Origin of the sequence: Bacillus sp. BF2-3, from assembly GCF_008368795.1 — a bacterium.
GTDB lineage: Bacteria > Bacillota > Bacilli > Bacillales > Bacillaceae_G > Bacillus_A > Bacillus_A cereus.
Map to the genome: position 1 here is coordinate 9,245 of NZ_QOSA01000013.1, position 17,118 is coordinate 26,362.

Sequence of the window (17,118 nt, forward strand, 5' to 3'; positions counted from 1 at the left end):
TTTCTTCTCTGTAAAAAAAAATGGTTACGTAAAAGCAACGAACGTTGAAAAGTTAGCTGACGATGACTTCGTGTTTAACTTTTAATATAGGATTATAAAGAAAAACTGTCTTATTCATTGATAAGACAGTTTTTCTTTATAATTTTGTTTACATAACACTATTATTTTTGTATAGCGATTTATATTTGGGAAGTTCTATTCGTTTAACGGATGGAACTTTTTTGTAATTAAATGGGTATTTACAAACTTTTTGTATCGGTGTATTATTTAACTAGTACACTAATACAAAAGGAGGGAAGAAATGAAAATAGAGTTTTCTCCAAATACACCAATTTACATTCAGGTAATGGAATACATAAAAAATGAGATCGTAACAGGACATTTATTACCTGGTGATAAAATTCCCTCTGTCCGTGAATTAGCGAGTGAATTACAAGTGAATCCAAATACGATTCAGCGTACATTTCAAGAGCTAGAACGGGATGGAGTTGTTGTCACACGTAGAGGAATGGGACGGTATGTAACGAATGAAGGGGAGAAAATTATGGAGCTGCGAAAAGAGATGGCGAAAGAATTACTTCATTCTTTTATAGATGGAATGGACAATTTAGGTTTTTCAGAAGAAGAAATTCTTACAATTCTTCGTTCTTCATTACATGATAAGAGGGAGGAGAGCCAATGACAGAGCTATTGAAAATAGAAAACTTATGGAAGAGATACGGATTAAAAGCAGTGATCCGTGAATTAAACATAGAGATTACGGAAGGGAAAATCGTTGGGCTTGTTGGAGATAACGGGAGCGGGAAAACGACGTTATTGAAAATGATTGCAGGCTTGCAACACCCTTCTGAAGGTAGTATTACAATAGACGGTAAAAAGGTAGGGTTACAGACGAAAGAAATTGTTTCATTTATGTCCGATAAGCCAATCTTTGATGATTGGATGACTGTAAAAGACGCTTTATTTTTCTACCGAGATTTTTATAAAGACTTCGATATTCAAAAAGCGGTAGATACGATTGCAGAATTTAAAATACCGTTAGAAGAAAAAATTACAGCATTGTCAAAAGGTATGGTTGAGAAGCTGCAGATTATTTTAACGTTTTCTCGAAAAGCGAAGCTATATGTACTGGATGAGCCATTGGGCGGGATTGATCTTGTTTCTAGAGAACATGTACTTGAGTTAATACTTAAATTTTATCGTGAAGATTGTACGCTACTTATATCGACTCATTTAATAAGAGAAATCGAAAATATATTCGATGAAGTAATCTTTTTGAAAGATGGAGAAATAATATTGCATGAAAATGTGGAAGAACTACGATTTCAAAAGGGTAAAGCAGTACATGAGCTGTTTAAGGAGGCCTATGAGAAATGAGTCAGCTTTTTCTTTATCTATATAATTGTAATAAGAGAAAGATAGCCATTATTTACTTTGGTTTTATTACAGTTTCATTAATTCTTTTATTTAATATGAAAGGAGTTTCAGGAGTTAGAATTTCAGGTAGGCAAGATATAATTATTATTATATTCTTTATCGTACTAGGTATAAATGGATTTGCAATTCTTTTAACAGGTATATCGTCTTTTCGGAAAATGTTAAAAAACTCTATGCTACGTTATACTTCTATTTCAGCAAAAAAGTATATATGTGCAAATAGTTTATTCTGTGTACTACTCTTTATGATTTTGCTAGGAATAGGAATCATTTTTCTATACTATTTTTCTTTAAATATTTACAATGGAAAAACTAATTTAGGTATTCAGCAAGCAATACACAGTTTATATAATTATGGAATATTACATCATATGTTATCTATTTTCTTATGGGGACTAGATTTTCTTAATATGCTAGTTTCTATTTATTTCATTATAGTAATTGTAAAACTATTAAATGTGAAATCATCTATGAATAAAGTTGCTTGTTTAGTTTTATTCGTCATTTTTACCGCATTTAATGGAGGAATAACGTATATTTTTCAGCAAATAGAAAAGTATGTGTTTGCTATAAATAATATTGGATTTATAGATCAAAATGGTTTTTTAAATACATCATTTTATTCTGGTACAGAGGTTACAATTTTAAATCTATTTTTTAATTGTTTATTAACAATTATATTACTAGTAGTTACAGGTCACATAGTCGATAAAAAACTAGAAGTCTAAAGGAGGAATCAGCATTGGGAAACGTAGTAGTAAAGTTAGAGAATGTTCGAAAAAAGATTGGTGGAACGGAAATTATTCGTGGTTTATCATTTGAGGTTCGTGAAGGAGAAGTATACGGATTCCTTGGACCGAACGGTAGCGGTAAGACGACGACGATCCGTATGATGACAGGTCTTATTTCAATGACAGAGGGCGATATTACAATTTGTGGACATAGTATTCGCTCAGAGCGTGAAAAGGCACTAGAGCAAATTGGAGCGATTGTAGAAAATCCTGAACTATATGATTATATGACAGGAATGCAAAACTTAAAGCATTTTGCGAACATGGCCATTACACCAATTAGTAAAGAGCGCATTGCTGAGATTGTAAAGCTTGTTGAGTTAGAGCATGCGATTCATAAAAAGGTGAAAACATATTCACTTGGTATGAAACAACGTTTAGGAATTGCACAGGCATTACTGCATCAGCCGAAAATCTTAATTTTAGATGAACCGACAAATGGATTAGATCCAGCTGGTATTCGCCAAATTCGTGATTATTTACAACGTTTAGCGAAAGAAGAGAATATTGCTGTAATCGTATCAAGTCACTTATTGAGTGAAATTGAATTAATGTGTGATCGCGTCGTTATTATTAAACAAGGTGAGTTTGTACAAGAGTACAACTTACATGAAAAAGTGAAACATGATGAGGCAGTCGTTGTAGCGTTTGAAGTAGATGAAGTTCAGAAAGCAAATGAAATCATTAAAGGTAAAGCAAAAGGGAATGTAATTGTAGCATCTGTAACAAAAGACAACATTCCGCAACTTGTAAAAAAACTTGTTCATGCTGATGTGCTTGTATACGGAGTTACTGTTCAAAATAAAACGTTAGAGGATGAGTTCTTAGCGATTACTGGGGGAGTGAAAGCGTAATGTTTAAATTAATTCAAAATGAATTTTTAAAGTTGCATGCGAAAAAAGGTATGTATATTTTAATGGGTGTCATTGCGGCACTCGAAATTTTAGGTACTTTAGCAATGTTGAAGTGGGGAAAAGGTGATGAGTTTAAGGGATCATATTTAGATTATGCAAACTCAGAGATTGGCTTAATTGTTTTATTTACAACGATTTTTGGGATTACACTTGCTGCCCGTACTCTTACTGATGAGTTCCAAAAAGGTACAATTAAACAATTGTTAATCCGTCCAAGAAAAAGACTTGCAGTTTTATTTTCTAAATATATTACAGTGTTATTAGCAATGTTATTTATCGTATTAGCTGGTATGCTAATTGCAATGATTATTGGCGGTATTGTAATGGATGGTAGTAAAACAGAATTAACATTAGGAATCGTTATGAAGTCCACTTTATATCAACTACTTTCACCGTTCTTTTTTGCAACACTTGCATTTTTCCTAGCAAATGTCTTTAGAAAATCTGTATTACCATTAATTATTACGATGTTCCTATTCTTCTTACAAGGTGCAATTAATATGGTATTAATAATGTTTGCAAAAGGTGTAGCGAAGTTTGTAGTATTCAACCATTTGGATTTAAGAGCTTACGATAGTAATAAATTAATCAATGGTGGAATGGAACCAACATTTACAGAATTTACGTTTACAACTTCATTATTACTTGTAGCTGCATACTTTGTTGTGTTACTTGTAGCATCAAGTGCATTATTCCAAAAACGTGACGTATTATAATAAAAGAAATCCCCGCTTGTAAAAACGGGGATTTTTATTACATAAATTTCACTTGGATTGCAACTTGAAGAACAGCGATATGGTATTTTAAGAGCTATGTTGTTTGAAAGTAATTGAGAAAAATGGGAAGAGTTTCAACTATATTCATATTATAATGTAGTTATCCGACCATTTACTTTTACTATCTTTGGAGGTGTTCTATATGCACTATGCATTTTCACGTATAAGGTTACGTAGCTTTTTTGGATGGATGATTATAGGGGTGTTCCTTATAATGATACCATTAGGTCTAGCAAATGTTTCTGAGAATACGATGGAGGTTATTTCACAAATAACTGTATTTTTTGTATTTCCGTTACTTTGGCTATACGTAAAAACAAATAAAAATAATATTGTATTTCACAGTTTTTTTGATAAGCCAGGACGTTTATCTTGGGGATTAATTGTATTAGCAACGATAATGGGGATGATTTTTTCAGTTGGCATATCTCAGATTCAATTTTACATATTAGCACATACGTTACCGAATTTCTTAGTTACTATGCTAGAAGACGGAAATGTTATTAATACGAGTAACGTATATATGACGATATTTACTTTCATTTCAGCATGTGTGTTAGCACCTATTATGGAAGAGGTTATTTTTAGGGGATTTTTCTTACAGCGAATGGCTCATAAATGGGGAATTAAAAAAGCTGTAATTATATCTTCAATTATTTTTGGCCTAGGACATTTTGATGTTATTGGTGCGTTCATGTTTGGTGTCGTTATGTGTCTTTTATACATAAAGACAAAAAATATATGGACGAATATAGCTGTGCACGCTCTAAATAATTTGATTGCAACAAGTATGCAATTTTTCGGTGGAGAAGAAAGTGGTACAATCTCAATTACTGAATTACAAGCGCAAAGTAGTTTATGGATTGGTATCGGTCTTACAGTTGTTGGATTACTATGGTTAATTCCGTATGTTTGGAAACAATGGCGTACAGTAAAAGAAGTTGGCGTGCCACCAGTACGTTTTATAAATGAGCAAAAAGTAGTGAATTCATCACAAGAAAATGAAGTGTATAGTCAAGTGATCGTAACCGATAGATTGATGGCCATAGAGTTACCAGATGAGGCTGTAAATAAGCTTCGGTTAGAAGAAAATGATTATGTAACAGTAGCTGTAGAAGAAGATAAAATCGTTATAAAGAAAGCACATAATAGATAATTAAAAAGTAGCTCTTAGGAGCTACTTTTTAATTTGTAATAATTTCTACACGAAAATTATTACCGTTCTTGACATATTTAATATCTGTAACAGTGCGGACTGTCTTTAAAATCTCCACTTTTTCACCAATTCGCGGGATGGTCGGAACATTGTCCCAAATACCAAGCAAGTCATCTAATTGTGCCGTTTTTTCATAAAACCAGATTTTCAATGTAAAGCCCCTTTCTCGAATTTTATGTATTTTAATACATAATATATTATTTTTATTCTTATTGTAAGGGGTTTTTTTATAATTTATGAATAAAAATAAATTAATCTTCTGGGAAGATATGTTCAATATCAGGAGTAAGAGATACTTCTGATAATACGATATGAGAAACTGTCGTTGCATATGAAGAAACATCATTGATAAATTCTTCAAGTTCAACGAGTGAAGGAACAGAAATTTTTACAATGTAGCATAAGCTTCCTGTTACTCGGTAACAAAAACTTGCAGATGGATAAGACTGAATAAACTGTTGCATACGTGTTGTATCACCATTTTTTAAAGTGATTTCTAAAATACAATCTAAAACTAGTCCTGCTTTTTTATAGTCGATATCGATTGTATATTTTTGAATAACGCCTTCACTTTCAAGTTTACGAACACGTTCTGCAGTAGACGGAGCAGATAAGTTTACTCGTTTCGCCAATTCACGCATAGAAAGGCGACTATCATTATATAATTCATTTAAAATTTTTCGATCAACACGGTCTAGTTGCATTTGTAAATATACCTCCAGTAAAATAATGATTTTTGTAAAGGAAAAATATAAATTAAGATTCATATGAAATGTAAAGTGAACGTTATTTATTTTACAATAAAACAGAAGGAAATAGGAGGGGAAATGATGGAGAGAATTTCATTATCAAATGTAGGAGATACAAAGTTTCAAAAGTTATTAGGGCATAATTCGGATATATTACACTCGTGGAGTACGTTAGAAGATACACTGTACAATAAAGGAACTCTTTCAGCAGAGTTGAAGGAGCAAGTGAGAAGAACATTAGCGTATGGGAATGAATGTCCGTACTGTATGGCAAAGGGAAGACCTGATGATGTGCAAAAGGCAGAGGAGATTGGTGTAGCCGTTACTTTTGCGCATACATTTGTTCATGACCGAAAAGCAATAGATGATACTATGTTTCACGCTTTAAAACAATATTGGACAGAAAAAGAAATTGTAGAGCTTTGCGCCTATGTTTGCTTTATTACTGCGTCACAACAACTTGGTTTTCTATTTCAATTACAGCCAAATTAAGGGGGAAATGATGACAAATCAAATAGCACTTATCATAATCGATGTACAAAAGGCATTTCAATTACCAGATTGGGGCGAGAGAAATAATATTTTTGCTGAAGAAAACATGAGAATTTTGTTAGAAGAATGGAGAAAAAGGAAACGACCAGTTTTTCATATTCAACATGTAAATAAAGAAAATGCTCAGTCAATGTTTTATGAGAGAGCGGAAACGGTAAACTTTAAAGAAGAAGTGCAACCACTACTTGGTGAAGTGGTTATTCAGAAATTCGTTAACAGCGCGTTCATTGGGACAAATTTAGAAGAGCAATTAAGAAAGAACAAATGTAATGCAGTAGTGGTTGTAGGATTAACGACAAATCATTGCGTGGAAACTACGACACGAATGGCAGGGAATTTAGGATTTACAACATATTTAGTGAGTGATGCAACGGCTACTTTTAACCGTATAGGTTTAGATGGTAAAGAGTATAGTGCAGAGGATATTCACAATATGACACTTGTAAATTTACATGAAGAGTTTGCTACGATTGTGACGACAAAAGAAGTGTTAAAATTATTTTAAGAAAATAATTGCGAATTATGTAGAAAAAAATAAGAATATTTCGTATAATCTAAGTACAATCATTTTGAAAATAGGGGTGGCATCATATGGAGCAAATTTCAGTAAAGAAATTAGAAGAGGTACTTGTTGTAGCAGGGGATGATAAACAGAAGCAAAAGGAATTTTATGAATTGCTCTTATCTACTGAGTTTTATGTTGCTGGTTCACTAGAAGCAGAGGACGGGGCAACAGAAGGAATACTTCGTTTGCGTCATTTCCAAGGAGAAGGTAGATGGATCGTTCCGTTCTTTACACAAATGGAATTTGTAAAAGATGTGTTGCCAGAAGGAACGCCCCTTATTACGATACGTGGGAAAGAGTTATTTGGTAGCATTGAGAAAGATGCTACAGCTGTATTAAATGTTGGCACTGATATAAGTAAAACATTTATTCCAGAAGAAATTGCAGATATCGCATCTGGACGAATTTTTAATTATTATAAGTAAAAGGAAAAGCGTAATCGCTTTTCCTTTTACTTTTTAATTTGAATATGAAGTGGCTATACCAGAAGAAATAGAGACTGTTTTATTATTCGTGTTTATTGTCGCTGTAGCTCCAAGTGGAATACCGATGTTTGGACTTATATGTCCAATTGGTAAATCGAATAGGACAGGTATATGATATGGCGCGAAATATTCATATAATATTGTTTGCAATGATTGAGAGGGCTTTGAAGGAGTGCAGTCGTGACAACTTGTGAAAATAACGCCCCTGCATTCATTAAACTTTCCAGATAAAAGTAGCTGATTTAACATACGGTCAATGCGGTACGGTTCTTCACCAATGTCTTCAAGTAATAAAAGTGTATTGTTCGTAATTATCTCGTAGGGCGAGCCAATTATACTTGTTAACACAGCTAAATTTCCTCCAACTAACGTACTTGTAACTGTACTGTGAGAGCTAGGTACGATACATTCTGATGCAGATAAAATGGTTGAATACGGATGGAATAGCTGATTAAAAGAGGATAAAGATAGGGAATCAATACCTTTTCCTAGTTCTTCAATCATCGGACCATGAAATGTTATAAGCTTTGCATAACGTGAAACAGCAGTATGTAAAGCTGTAATATCGCTATATCCCCAAAAGATTTTTGGATTTTGCCTAATAACTTCATATTGAATGTGAGGAAGAAGACGAGCACTTCCATAACCACCTCGTGCACAAAAAATTGCCTTCACTTCATTATTTGTAAATGCTTCATGTATATCGTCAAGCCGAACTTGATCACTTCCGGCTAAAAATCCATATTTCTCGTAAACACTCTTCCCGATTATTACGGATAACCCCATCTCTTGTAATACATTCACACCTTTTAATACACTTTCGATTGTAGGTGGACCAGATGGTGCAATAATCATTACTGTATCACCTTGTTTTAATGCATTTGGATAAATCATTAAGCTCAGCCTCCTTCTCTTTCAATATATTCGCTTCATATGAAGTTCAACCCTTACAAAAGCAGGGGAAAGCTTATCAAATAAAGAAGATATAAAGGAAATAGGAGGGGAAATGATGTTTACAAGTCGAGTAACAGACATATTAAAAATTGAGTATCCCGTTGTTCAAGCCGGTATGGCAGGCGCGATTACGACGCCAGAACTTGTTGCAGCAGTAAGTAATAGTGGAGGATTAGGGACGCTTGGAGCCGGCTATATGAGCCCAGAACAAATTCGTGAAGCGATTTATAGAATAAGAGAACTAACAGATAAGCCTTTCGGTGTTAATTTACTTGTAACGAAAGAGATAGAAATAGAAGAAGAGAAGGTAAATGAGGCGAAAGTATTACTAAGCGGAGTGAATAGAGAATTAGGTATAGAAGTAGAAGGAACGTTAAAGCTTCCAAAAAGCTATAAGGAACAATTACAAGTGCTATTAGATGAAAAAGTACCGGTCGTTAGCTTTGCATTTCAAACGTTAGAAAAAGAAGAAATAAATGATTTAAAAAGAAGTGGAATAAAAGTTATCGGAACAGCTACCCATGTGAAGGAAGCGAAAGTACTTGCTGAACTAGGAGTAGATATTATTATTGGGCAAGGTAGCGAAGCAGGAGGGCATAGAGGAACGTTTATTGGGAAAGAACGAGATGCTATGATTGGTACTTTTGCGTTAATACCTCAGTTAGTAGGGGTTATTCCGCATATCCCAATTGTCGCAGCAGGTGGTGTAATGAACGGACAAGGGCTTGTTGCGGCATTGGCACTAGGAGCAGAAGGTGTTCAAATGGGATCAGCCTTTTTAACAAGTGAAGAGAGTATTACGCACGATGTGTATAAAGAAGCGGTTTTGCATAGTACAGATACGAGCACAACTGTAACTCGTGCGTTTTCCGGGAAATATGCACGCGGTATTCGGAATGAATTTATAGAAAGACATGAAGGAAAAGAAGAAGGGCTTCCGGTATATCCAGTGCAAAACGTATTAACTTCTAAAATACGCCAAGAGGCAGCGAAGCAAAATAAGGAAGAATATATGTCACTTTGGGCAGGACAGGCAGCATCATTGGCACGAATCGAATCAGCTCAGCATGTAGTGGAGCGAGTTATGAAAGAGGCGGCGAATGCAATCGAGCAATTACAAAATATATACAAAAAGACCACTTGAGTAATTCAAGCGGTCTTTTCGTTAGTTTGCTTTATAAAATTGTTGGATGGCTTCGTCGATGTAAACCCAGCCTTTCCAACCTAAGTGCATATGATCTTTTAAGAAGTATTTATCGTATTCATGATTTGAGAAGTCGGCAATTGGATAACCAGCTTTTTCAATTTGCTCATGAACTTTCTTATAGTATGCTTCGCGGCGTTCTTTCGGGAAGCCAGCGTAGTCGTACCAAGGACCTTTGACAGGAACAGAAATGAAGAGTGGTTTTGCACCAGATTGTTTTAATAAATCAAGTACAATTTGTAAATCTTCATATTCTGGCGATTGGTCATAAGCATCATTTTTTAAGTAACCTTCACGTTGCTTTAATTTTTTCTTAATTTTGCTATTGAAGTAACCATCTTCGATACCATATTCATTAGATCCAGATTCTGCTGCACCTGTTTGATCCGCATGTTTACGAGCCTCTTCCCAGTTCATTTGTTTTAATGAAGGATCGAGCTTCTCTTTGTGCGGTTTAATATTAAACATAGCTGTAAATAAATCTTTACGATCTAAAATGTTACGATAAATATAAGCGAAAGGTTTAGCAGCAAGTGCTTTTACTTTATACTTCGTATCATCATAAGCGATACCTTCAAGCGAAATTTTTAATAAAGTTTCTTTTTTTACAATCTCAAAGTTTAATAAACGCTTTGCAATTTGTTTTTTCATTTCAGGTTTTAAATCATTGTTGAAAATGAAGTGGTAACCTTGTTGTTTTGAAAAGTTAGGTGCAAAGTGCGTTTCGTCAATACCTTGTGGTACAAACCATTGCGGAGAAAGAACGAATACCATTTTCTTATCTTTCAATTGATCCATTGTAGATGCGAAGTTTAATACATGTACAAGGTCTTGTGTTCCGCCGCGTCCAAGAAGGAATGGCGTAAATCCTTCAGGCTTTACTTTAAAATAATTAGATGGATGGAAAGCATCCATACGTGCGAATTCCGATGAACCGTACATCGGAAGATATTTTGGATCTGCTAACATCTTTTGCTGTAAAATCATACTTTGAATTTTTTCTTCTTTTAAAGAAGTAGCAGCTTGTTCTACTTTTTCATCACTTAAAAGTGGAAGTAGGAAGCGCGTTGGAATAAGTAAGAATACAGCAAAAAGGGCCAATGCTAAAAGCATCGGACCAAATTTTGCTTTGTTCATCGGATTTCTTCCAACTTTTTAATAACCATGTTTGGTGTAGCCCACTCGTCACGGTCAAAATCAGAAATAGAAACTTCAATATCTAAACGCTCTTGGAATTCAACTAATAAAGATACTACAGCGAAAGAATCAAGGATACCTTCTTCAAATAATTGAACATCTAAGTTTTCTTTCACAATATCGTTTTCACATACTTCTTCTAAAATATCTAATACTTGCTCTTTGAATTCTGCCATTTTTAAAATCTCCTTTATATCCGAAATATATTATATGTGCAACTTCTTAATGGAATAAGAAGGGTGCATTAAAAGTATCTGTTAAGGTGTCCAGAGAAGATTAGGAAACCGAAACATACAACGTGGAACGTAATTACAATCGCAAGGATGTGTGTAAATTTATTGTTTGGCCAAAACTTATGCTTCTTGTTTTTTCGTTCAAAAATATCGAATAAAATAAACAGTGCGGCATGGTATAGACCATAAATAACATACTGCGCAACAGCGCTTCCTTGGATGTGCCAAATTCCCATAATGAAGAAGTTTAAAAATGCACCGATATACGAAATAGTGTAACGGTTCTTAATTAACTTTTTCTTCGTTGCAAAAAAGACGAAACGCATGTAAATAAAATCACGGAACCAGAATGATAAACTCATGTGCCAGCGGTTCCAGAAGTCTTTAATATTACGACTAAGGAATGGCTTATTGAAGTTTTCTGGCGTTTTAATTCCCATCATATAACTTACACCAATTACAAAAGAGCTATAACCAGCAAAATCAAAGAATAGATATAAGCTATAGCTATACATGTAAATCATATTTGAAAATATTGTATCGTGTTGAGCGAATGCTGGATCCATACAATATTGCTTTATTAAGTAAGCAATAATAAATTTATACAAGAAACCTTGGAAAATACGATTTAGTCCTGTATATAGTAAATTTTGATATTCTTCAGCGCTAGGTGGCTTTTGAATATCTTTTTGGAATCTTCGGTAACGATCGATAGGTCCTGTTGAAATCGCAGGGAAGAATAAAACGAATTCCCAGAAGTTAAAGAAAGAAAGCTCTTTAATTAAACCATCACGAACTTCAAATACCATTTGAACTGCTCTGAATGTTACGTAAGATATACCTAGGAAAACAACAAGTTTTAACTCAGGTAAAAACGATGCAAACGGCGCGATTTTTGCCAAAATAAGAGGCAAAATCGATAAAATAACAGCTATGCAAAATGTGAATGTACTATTATTTTGTTTTCTTAAAATTAAGTAGCCTTTAATAAGGACATATTGCCAAATAATAAATGCAGCTAGCATCATTGCTTGCTTTGGTTTATCTGAGAAGATAATAGCAATCATGACTAATGTTAAAACGGCATTATATTTGCGCAACATTTTACCTTTTAATCCAGCTATGATAGTAGGTATTAATAAAATGCCCACTATAGCGAAAAAATAAAATGATCCATATGCGGTCATGCTGTAACCTCACTCAATAATTTTTTGCGATCTACCTTTCCATTTGGTGTCATTGGAATAGAAGATTGATACATGAATTTACGTGGAATCATGTAGTTTGGTAATCGCTCATTGAGTTCTTTTTTGATTGCAGATGTTAATTTGAATTCTTTTTCAAATGAATGTTCTCCAGGAACAACAACCGCTAATAAATAATCGTATTTCTCACCTTTTTTAATTGGAACGATAACTGCTCCTTCTACGTAAGAACACGCACGAAGGTGATGCTCAATTTCTTCTAATTCCATTCGATAACCATGCAGCTTAATTTGGAAATCAAGACGACCATTATAGAATAGAAGACCATTTTCAACATAGCCAGCATCGCCTGTTTTATAGGCGCGCTCACCGTCAATCATAGTAAATGCTTTTTCTGTTAATTCAGGGCTTCCTAAATATCCAACGCTTACGCTTGGACCGACAATTACGATTTCACCTTTTTCACCATCAGGTGCGATCGTGCCATCTTCTTTCATAATAAGAAGGCGACAGTCTGATTTACAATAGCCAACTGGAAGTGATTTGTATTGATCAAGCACTTCTTCTGTAACGTGAATACCTGTTACAGCGACAGTAGCTTCTGTTGGACCATACGTATTCATAATTGTTGCTTTAGGGAAACGTTCAATTAATTTTCTAGCCACTTCATTTGGTAACACTTCGCCGCAGAATAAGAATGTTTTCATGTTCGGTAGCATACTCTCAGAGAAAGATGCTTCCATTAAACACATTTCAGCGAAAGAAGGTGTGGAAGTCCATACTTGAATATCCGATTGCTCTAAAGAAGCAAACAAGTCTTTTGGACGCGCAATCATATCTTTATCGATTGCCCAAAGTGTACCACCTGTTACTAATGATGGGTAAATATCCATTACAGATAAATCGAATGAGAAAGGTGCTTGGTTTAAGAATACTTGCCCTGTTTGTAAGTTGAAATCTTCTACAGCCCATTTTGTAAAGCTAACAAGGCAGTTATAAGTAATCTGAACCCCCTTCGGATTACCTGTGCTTCCTGATGTGTAAATAATGTAGAAATTCTCATCACCTTTTACCGCATGTTCAGGATTTGGAGTGTTCCCTTTATGAGTAAAGAAAATATCTTTTAAGTTGTCTTCACTTACGATGCGAACTGGTAAATCAGTTACAGTTACTGCTGTTGCCGATAAAAGTAATTTCGCACCAGAATTTTCAGCAATACGTTGTACACGATCAGCTGGGATAGATAAATCTACAGGAATGTAAGCATGTCCAGCTTTTACACATCCTAAAAAGTTAATAATCATTTCAGGTTGCATATGGCCATACACCATAATTGGTGAACGATCGTCTGGATACTCAGAAGAAATCCAATGTGCTAACGCATCAGAATCTTCCTTTAATTGTTTGTACGTAATTTTCGCATCTCGCCAAACAAAAGCGGTTTGATCAGGCGTTTCTGCAGCCCACTTTTCAATTTGTTCTAATAACTTCATAACGTTCCCACCCTAGAATTCATTGTAAATAAATGTACTTGTGTTTGTATCATGGAATCCATACAACCAAAGTAATGCAAATAAAATTGCAAGATAATAAACCGTCTTTGCAACCCATTGTGTGAGTGGTCGAGACCATATCTCTTTTAATCTTTCCATGTCTTTCCCTCTCTTAATGAAATAATAGCTCTTTGTAGGTATCATGTCCTACATTATTGTGAAAAAAACAAAATCCCACATTTTAGGTAAAAATAAGTCAAAAGGCTCTTTTCTGATATTAGCACTAAATACTAAAAAAGAAAATCCCTAACTTAGCAATTATATTACATTCAGCATGAATTTGTAATGGGTTTGACATGTAAATAGAAAGTGGATTGTGTGAATACATAAAAGTGGACTATAAGAATACGTAAAAATACAGTGTTTGTTTTTATTAATCATTTAAGACGGAGTAAACTTTTAAATTTCTAGTTCTTTTGAAAAGGAGGAAATTATCATGAATAGAGTGTGGAAGAATCTAATTTCGGAAGAAAATATCGTGAAATGGAGAAGGCATTTCCATAAGTATCCGGAATTATCATTTCATGAAAAAGAAACTTCGCAATTTATATATGATACATTATGCTCATTTTCTTCTTTTGAAGTAACGAGACCGACGAAATATAGTGTACTAGCAATTAAAAGAGGTGTGAAGCAAGGGAAAGTAATTGCGATTCGAGCTGATATAGACGCTTTGCCAATTCAAGAGGAGACAAGTAAATCTTATACATCTGTGAATAAAGGAATGATGCATGCATGTGGGCACGATGCTCACGCAGCTATTTTATTAAGCACAGCAGAGGTGTTATCAAATATAAAGGAAGATTTTGCAGGTGAGATTCGTCTATTCTTTCAGCACGCAGAAGAGGTGTATCCAGGCGGGGGACAAGAAATGGTTGAGGCAGGTGTAATGGACGGTGTTGATTATGTAATAGGTTTACATGTTATGTCAGGACTTGAGAGTGGAAAGATAGGAATTGCATATGGACCGATGATGGCAGCTCCAGACGTATTTACAGTTGAGATTCAAGGCAAAGGAGGACATGCGGCGCGACCAGAAGAAACGATAGATCCTATTGCTATCGGAGCACAGATTATTACAAATCTACAACATATCGTATCAAGAAATACAAGTGCTTTTATGCAAAGGGTTGTTTCAGTTACACAATTTCATGGGGGAACGGCTGACAATATTATTCCTAGTACAGCAACTTTAATGGGAACTGTTCGTTCATTTAATCAAGCATTGAGGGTGGAAGCAGAAGGGAAAATCGAGAAAATTGTGAAAGGAATTACAGAAGCACATGGAGGATCGTATACATATACGTATCGATATGGATATGATCCGGTTATTAATGATGAATATATTACGAAAATAGTAGAAGAAAGTGCACTACATTTGTTTGGGAATGAGCGTGTTGTGAAGCTTGAACCTTCTATGGGTGGAGAAGATTTTTCAGCATATTTAAGAAAAGCACCTGGTTGTTTCATTAAATTAGGAACAGGTAATGAAAATATATATACTTGTTATCCACATCATCATCCGAAATTTGACTTGGATGAATCAGCATTAATTTGTGGAGTGGAGCTATTTTTAGAGACGACTATAAGATTACTAAAATCATAGAAAAACAAAAAAAGGCAACTGCACTCTATTGCAGTTGCTTTTATTTCTTTCCGTCAGAGAGGGCTGAGAAAGAACTATGCTCATTCATAGTATATGAATAGCTAACGGACAAGCTTGTACATTTTAATCATTTTTTTAAAAATAGTTATTGACATTGATAATCAATGTCAATTAATCTAAATGTAGTTGGAATTGATAATTATTATCAATAGGATGGATGCGACATGTTAATGAGAAAGAATTTTCACCTTCTGCGGAGGGGATTAAAAGATAAAAATAAAGATGTTGATCAGCATATGAAATGGCAAAGAAATGTAATTCGGTCTGAATATGTAGATGAGAAGAAGAGCATTCAAACAGAAAAAGAGATACAAAGTAAAGGGAGAGGTTCAGTTGAGTAAGTTAGTAATGATTTTTGCAAGTATGAGTGGAAATACAGAGGAAATGGCTGACCATATTGCCGGCGTAATTCGTGAAACAGAAAATGAAATTGAAGTTATTGATATTATGGATTCACCAGAAGCTTCTATATTAGAACAGTATGATGGAATTATTTTAGGTGCATACACTTGGGGAGATGGCGATCTTCCTGATGATTTCTTAGATTTTTATGATGCAATGGATTCTATTGATTTAACTGGGAAAAAAGCGGCAGTATTCGGATCATGTGATTCGGCTTATCCGAAATACGGAGTGGCAGTTGACATTTTAATAGAAAAGCTACAAGAGCGCGGGGCAGCAGTTGTGTTAGAAGGACTAAAAGTAGAATTAACGCCAGAAGATGAAGATGTAGAAAAATGTTTACAGTTTGGAGCTGAATTTGTAAAACACCTTTCTTAATGGCAGAAGGGAGATGAAGAGCAAGTGCATGAGAAAATCTCAATCAAAACGATGACAGATTATCATTTGTATGATTTTATGCGTTGTCCGCATAAATTTTATTTTCGTCACATAAAAAGAAGAGAACCTTCTTCATTTGAATGGCAACAAATAGCACAAATGATTGTCAATCAAATTATTAACGAGTATTACACGCTACCTGCGGGTCAACAAACGAAAATTGTACTTTTAATATTAATAGAAAAGTATTGGAAAAAAGTAAGGATTGATATGTTTGCTTCGAAGACGGAGTACTATATTGTATTAGCGAAGCTAACGGATCACTTATTACAGTTCGTTGAAAAGGATGATAGTCAGACACCACCATTGTTTTTATACGAGAAGTTTCAAACATATATGGAAGAGTTAGGTGTCCACATGTCATTGACATTTGAAGTTGGTGAGTGGAGTGCTGAGTCGTTTGTAATTAAAAAGTATGTTGTCGATGCAGATGAGGAAATGCTTGCTCTTTGTCAGAAGCTAATGACAGTATTCAGTTATAAAGCTTTCGGAGTTCTTCCAGGAAAAATTGAGGTTATTAATTTAATAGAAGGAACTAAGTATGAGTACATTCCGAAACAGGAAGATATTATAACTGGAATGGCTGATTTATCTAGAATGAAAGAAATGTTAGAGCAACCTGAGCATTATACAGAGCGTCATTTTCGTTCTGAGTGTATAAGTTGTGCGTTTCGTAGTGAATGCCAAGGGGAAGAAGTAAAGACAGAAGCGAAACAGAAGAAAAATATAGTTCATTAAAGGATGCAACTTTGCATCCTTTTTTGTTATTGACATGAAAAGC

The 17,118-nt window shown here is 34.5% G+C and carries 22 protein-coding genes and 1 pseudogene; 15 read left to right on the forward strand and 8 right to left on the reverse strand.

The features are described from left to right. The 7 genes and pseudogenes from DN401_RS11855 to DN401_RS11885 form a co-directional block, all read left to right on the forward strand. A pseudogene (locus tag DN401_RS11855) lies at positions 1-85 on the forward strand (ribonucleotide-diphosphate reductase subunit beta); the annotation flags it as partial. Between the two features lie 216 nt (positions 86-301). Then, positions 302-682: a GntR family transcriptional regulator gene (locus DN401_RS11860; protein ID WP_000687522.1), complete on the forward strand. Its 381-nt coding sequence runs from the start codon at positions 302-304 to the stop codon at positions 680-682. Beyond that, on the forward strand, positions 679-1,377 hold the full coding sequence (locus tag DN401_RS11865) for an ABC transporter ATP-binding protein (protein WP_000137738.1): 699 nt from the start codon (positions 679-681) through the stop codon (positions 1,375-1,377). Before DN401_RS11860 ends, DN401_RS11865 begins: the two co-directional genes overlap by 4 nt. Next, a complete protein-coding gene (locus DN401_RS11870) occupies positions 1,374-2,165 on the forward strand; it encodes an ABC transporter permease (RefSeq protein ID WP_000080432.1) in 792 nt (263 codons plus the stop codon). The genes DN401_RS11865 and DN401_RS11870 overlap by 4 nt, the downstream gene beginning before the upstream one ends. A 14-nt stretch (positions 2,166-2,179) precedes the next feature. Then, entirely contained in the window at positions 2,180-3,082 is a 903-nt protein-coding gene (locus tag DN401_RS11875; protein WP_000528788.1) for an ABC transporter ATP-binding protein, read from the forward strand. Further along, on the forward strand, positions 3,082-3,858 hold the full coding sequence (locus DN401_RS11880) for an ABC transporter permease (RefSeq protein WP_000475456.1): 777 nt from the start codon (positions 3,082-3,084) through the stop codon (positions 3,856-3,858). Before DN401_RS11875 ends, DN401_RS11880 begins: the two co-directional genes overlap by 1 nt. Before the next feature lie 202 nt (positions 3,859-4,060). After that, complete coding sequence (locus tag DN401_RS11885) at positions 4,061-5,074, forward strand: CPBP family intramembrane glutamic endopeptidase (RefSeq protein ID WP_100654918.1); 1,014 nt, start codon at positions 4,061-4,063, stop codon at positions 5,072-5,074. A gap of 28 nt (positions 5,075-5,102) precedes the next feature. On the opposite strand, the gene DN401_RS11890 is transcribed toward DN401_RS11885, so the two are convergent. Both DN401_RS11890 and DN401_RS11895 read right to left on the reverse strand, forming a co-directional pair. Then, positions 5,103-5,285, reverse strand: coding sequence for a DUF3913 family protein (locus DN401_RS11890; RefSeq protein WP_000707107.1), 183 nt, complete (start codon positions 5,283-5,285; stop codon positions 5,103-5,105). Between the two features lie 100 nt (positions 5,286-5,385). Continuing rightward, on the reverse strand, positions 5,386-5,838 hold the full coding sequence (locus DN401_RS11895; RefSeq protein WP_001175498.1) for an Lrp/AsnC family transcriptional regulator: 453 nt from the start codon (positions 5,836-5,838) through the stop codon (positions 5,386-5,388). 126 nt (positions 5,839-5,964) lie between these two features. On the opposite strand from DN401_RS11895, the gene DN401_RS11900 reads away from it, so the two are divergent. The 3 genes from DN401_RS11900 (at position 5,965) to DN401_RS11910 (ending at position 7,425) form a co-directional block, all read left to right on the forward strand. Beyond that, positions 5,965-6,375 (forward strand): carboxymuconolactone decarboxylase family protein, encoded by a 411-nt coding sequence (locus DN401_RS11900; RefSeq protein WP_000439756.1) that lies wholly within the window; start codon positions 5,965-5,967, stop codon positions 6,373-6,375. A 10-nt stretch (positions 6,376-6,385) separates the two neighbouring features. After that, entirely contained in the window at positions 6,386-6,940 is a 555-nt protein-coding gene (locus tag DN401_RS11905) for a cysteine hydrolase family protein (RefSeq protein WP_000184436.1), read from the forward strand. 86 nt (positions 6,941-7,026) lie between these two features. After that, entirely contained in the window at positions 7,027-7,425 is a 399-nt protein-coding gene (locus DN401_RS11910) for an SseB family protein (protein WP_000435265.1), read from the forward strand. A 33-nt stretch (positions 7,426-7,458) separates the two neighbouring features. Here the strand turns inward: DN401_RS11910 and DN401_RS11915 are convergent, their stop codons facing one another. Continuing rightward, complete coding sequence (locus tag DN401_RS11915) at positions 7,459-8,379, reverse strand: S66 peptidase family protein (RefSeq protein WP_000640079.1); 921 nt, start codon at positions 8,377-8,379, stop codon at positions 7,459-7,461. A gap of 115 nt (positions 8,380-8,494) precedes the next feature. Here DN401_RS11915 and DN401_RS11920 point away from each other — a divergent pair, with 115 nt between their 5' ends. Next, positions 8,495-9,583 carry an NAD(P)H-dependent flavin oxidoreductase gene (locus tag DN401_RS11920; protein WP_000495279.1) on the forward strand — a complete coding sequence of 363 codons (1,089 nt, stop codon included), beginning with the start codon at positions 8,495-8,497 and terminating at the stop codon, positions 9,581-9,583. Between the two features lie 21 nt (positions 9,584-9,604). Here the strand turns inward: DN401_RS11920 and dltD are convergent, their stop codons facing one another. The 5 genes from dltD to DN401_RS11945 all read right to left on the reverse strand — a co-directional run bounded on the left by dltD (position 9,605) and on the right by DN401_RS11945 (position 13,930). Beyond that, positions 9,605-10,780: a D-alanyl-lipoteichoic acid biosynthesis protein DltD gene (gene dltD, locus DN401_RS11925; protein WP_001030268.1), complete on the reverse strand. Its 1,176-nt coding sequence runs from the start codon at positions 10,778-10,780 to the stop codon at positions 9,605-9,607. Then, on the reverse strand, positions 10,777-11,016 hold the full coding sequence (gene dltC / locus DN401_RS11930; RefSeq protein WP_000807310.1) for a D-alanine--poly(phosphoribitol) ligase subunit DltC: 240 nt from the start codon (positions 11,014-11,016) through the stop codon (positions 10,777-10,779). The genes dltD and dltC overlap by 4 nt, the downstream gene beginning before the upstream one ends. A gap of 68 nt (positions 11,017-11,084) precedes the next feature. After that, a complete protein-coding gene (gene dltB / locus DN401_RS11935; RefSeq protein ID WP_000127933.1) occupies positions 11,085-12,260 on the reverse strand; it encodes a D-alanyl-lipoteichoic acid biosynthesis protein DltB in 1,176 nt (391 codons plus the stop codon). After that, positions 12,257-13,771: a D-alanine--poly(phosphoribitol) ligase subunit DltA gene (dltA, locus tag DN401_RS11940; protein ID WP_000770505.1), complete on the reverse strand. Its 1,515-nt coding sequence runs from the start codon at positions 13,769-13,771 to the stop codon at positions 12,257-12,259. Before dltA ends, dltB begins: the two co-directional genes overlap by 4 nt. Positions 13,772-13,783: 12 nt before the next feature. After that, a complete protein-coding gene (locus DN401_RS11945; protein ID WP_000440293.1) occupies positions 13,784-13,930 on the reverse strand; it encodes a teichoic acid D-Ala incorporation-associated protein DltX in 147 nt (48 codons plus the stop codon). Positions 13,931-14,267: 337 nt separating this feature from the next. On the opposite strand from DN401_RS11945, the gene amaA reads away from it, so the two are divergent. From amaA to DN401_RS11960, 4 genes are all read left to right on the forward strand, one after another. Then, on the forward strand, positions 14,268-15,437 hold the full coding sequence (gene amaA / locus DN401_RS11950; protein WP_001082783.1) for an N-acyl-aliphatic-L-amino acid amidohydrolase: 1,170 nt from the start codon (positions 14,268-14,270) through the stop codon (positions 15,435-15,437). 224 nt (positions 15,438-15,661) lie between these two features. Continuing rightward, complete coding sequence (locus tag DN401_RS29785; protein ID WP_016124310.1) at positions 15,662-15,838, forward strand: hypothetical protein; 177 nt, start codon at positions 15,662-15,664, stop codon at positions 15,836-15,838. Next, positions 15,831-16,277, forward strand: a complete 447-nt coding sequence (locus DN401_RS11955) for a flavodoxin (protein ID WP_000041153.1) — start codon at positions 15,831-15,833, stop codon at positions 16,275-16,277. The genes DN401_RS29785 and DN401_RS11955 overlap by 8 nt, the downstream gene beginning before the upstream one ends. A gap of 24 nt (positions 16,278-16,301) precedes the next feature. Further along, entirely contained in the window at positions 16,302-17,075 is a 774-nt protein-coding gene (locus tag DN401_RS11960) for a hypothetical protein (protein WP_000544570.1), read from the forward strand. Positions 17,076-17,118: the final 43 nt, after the last annotated feature.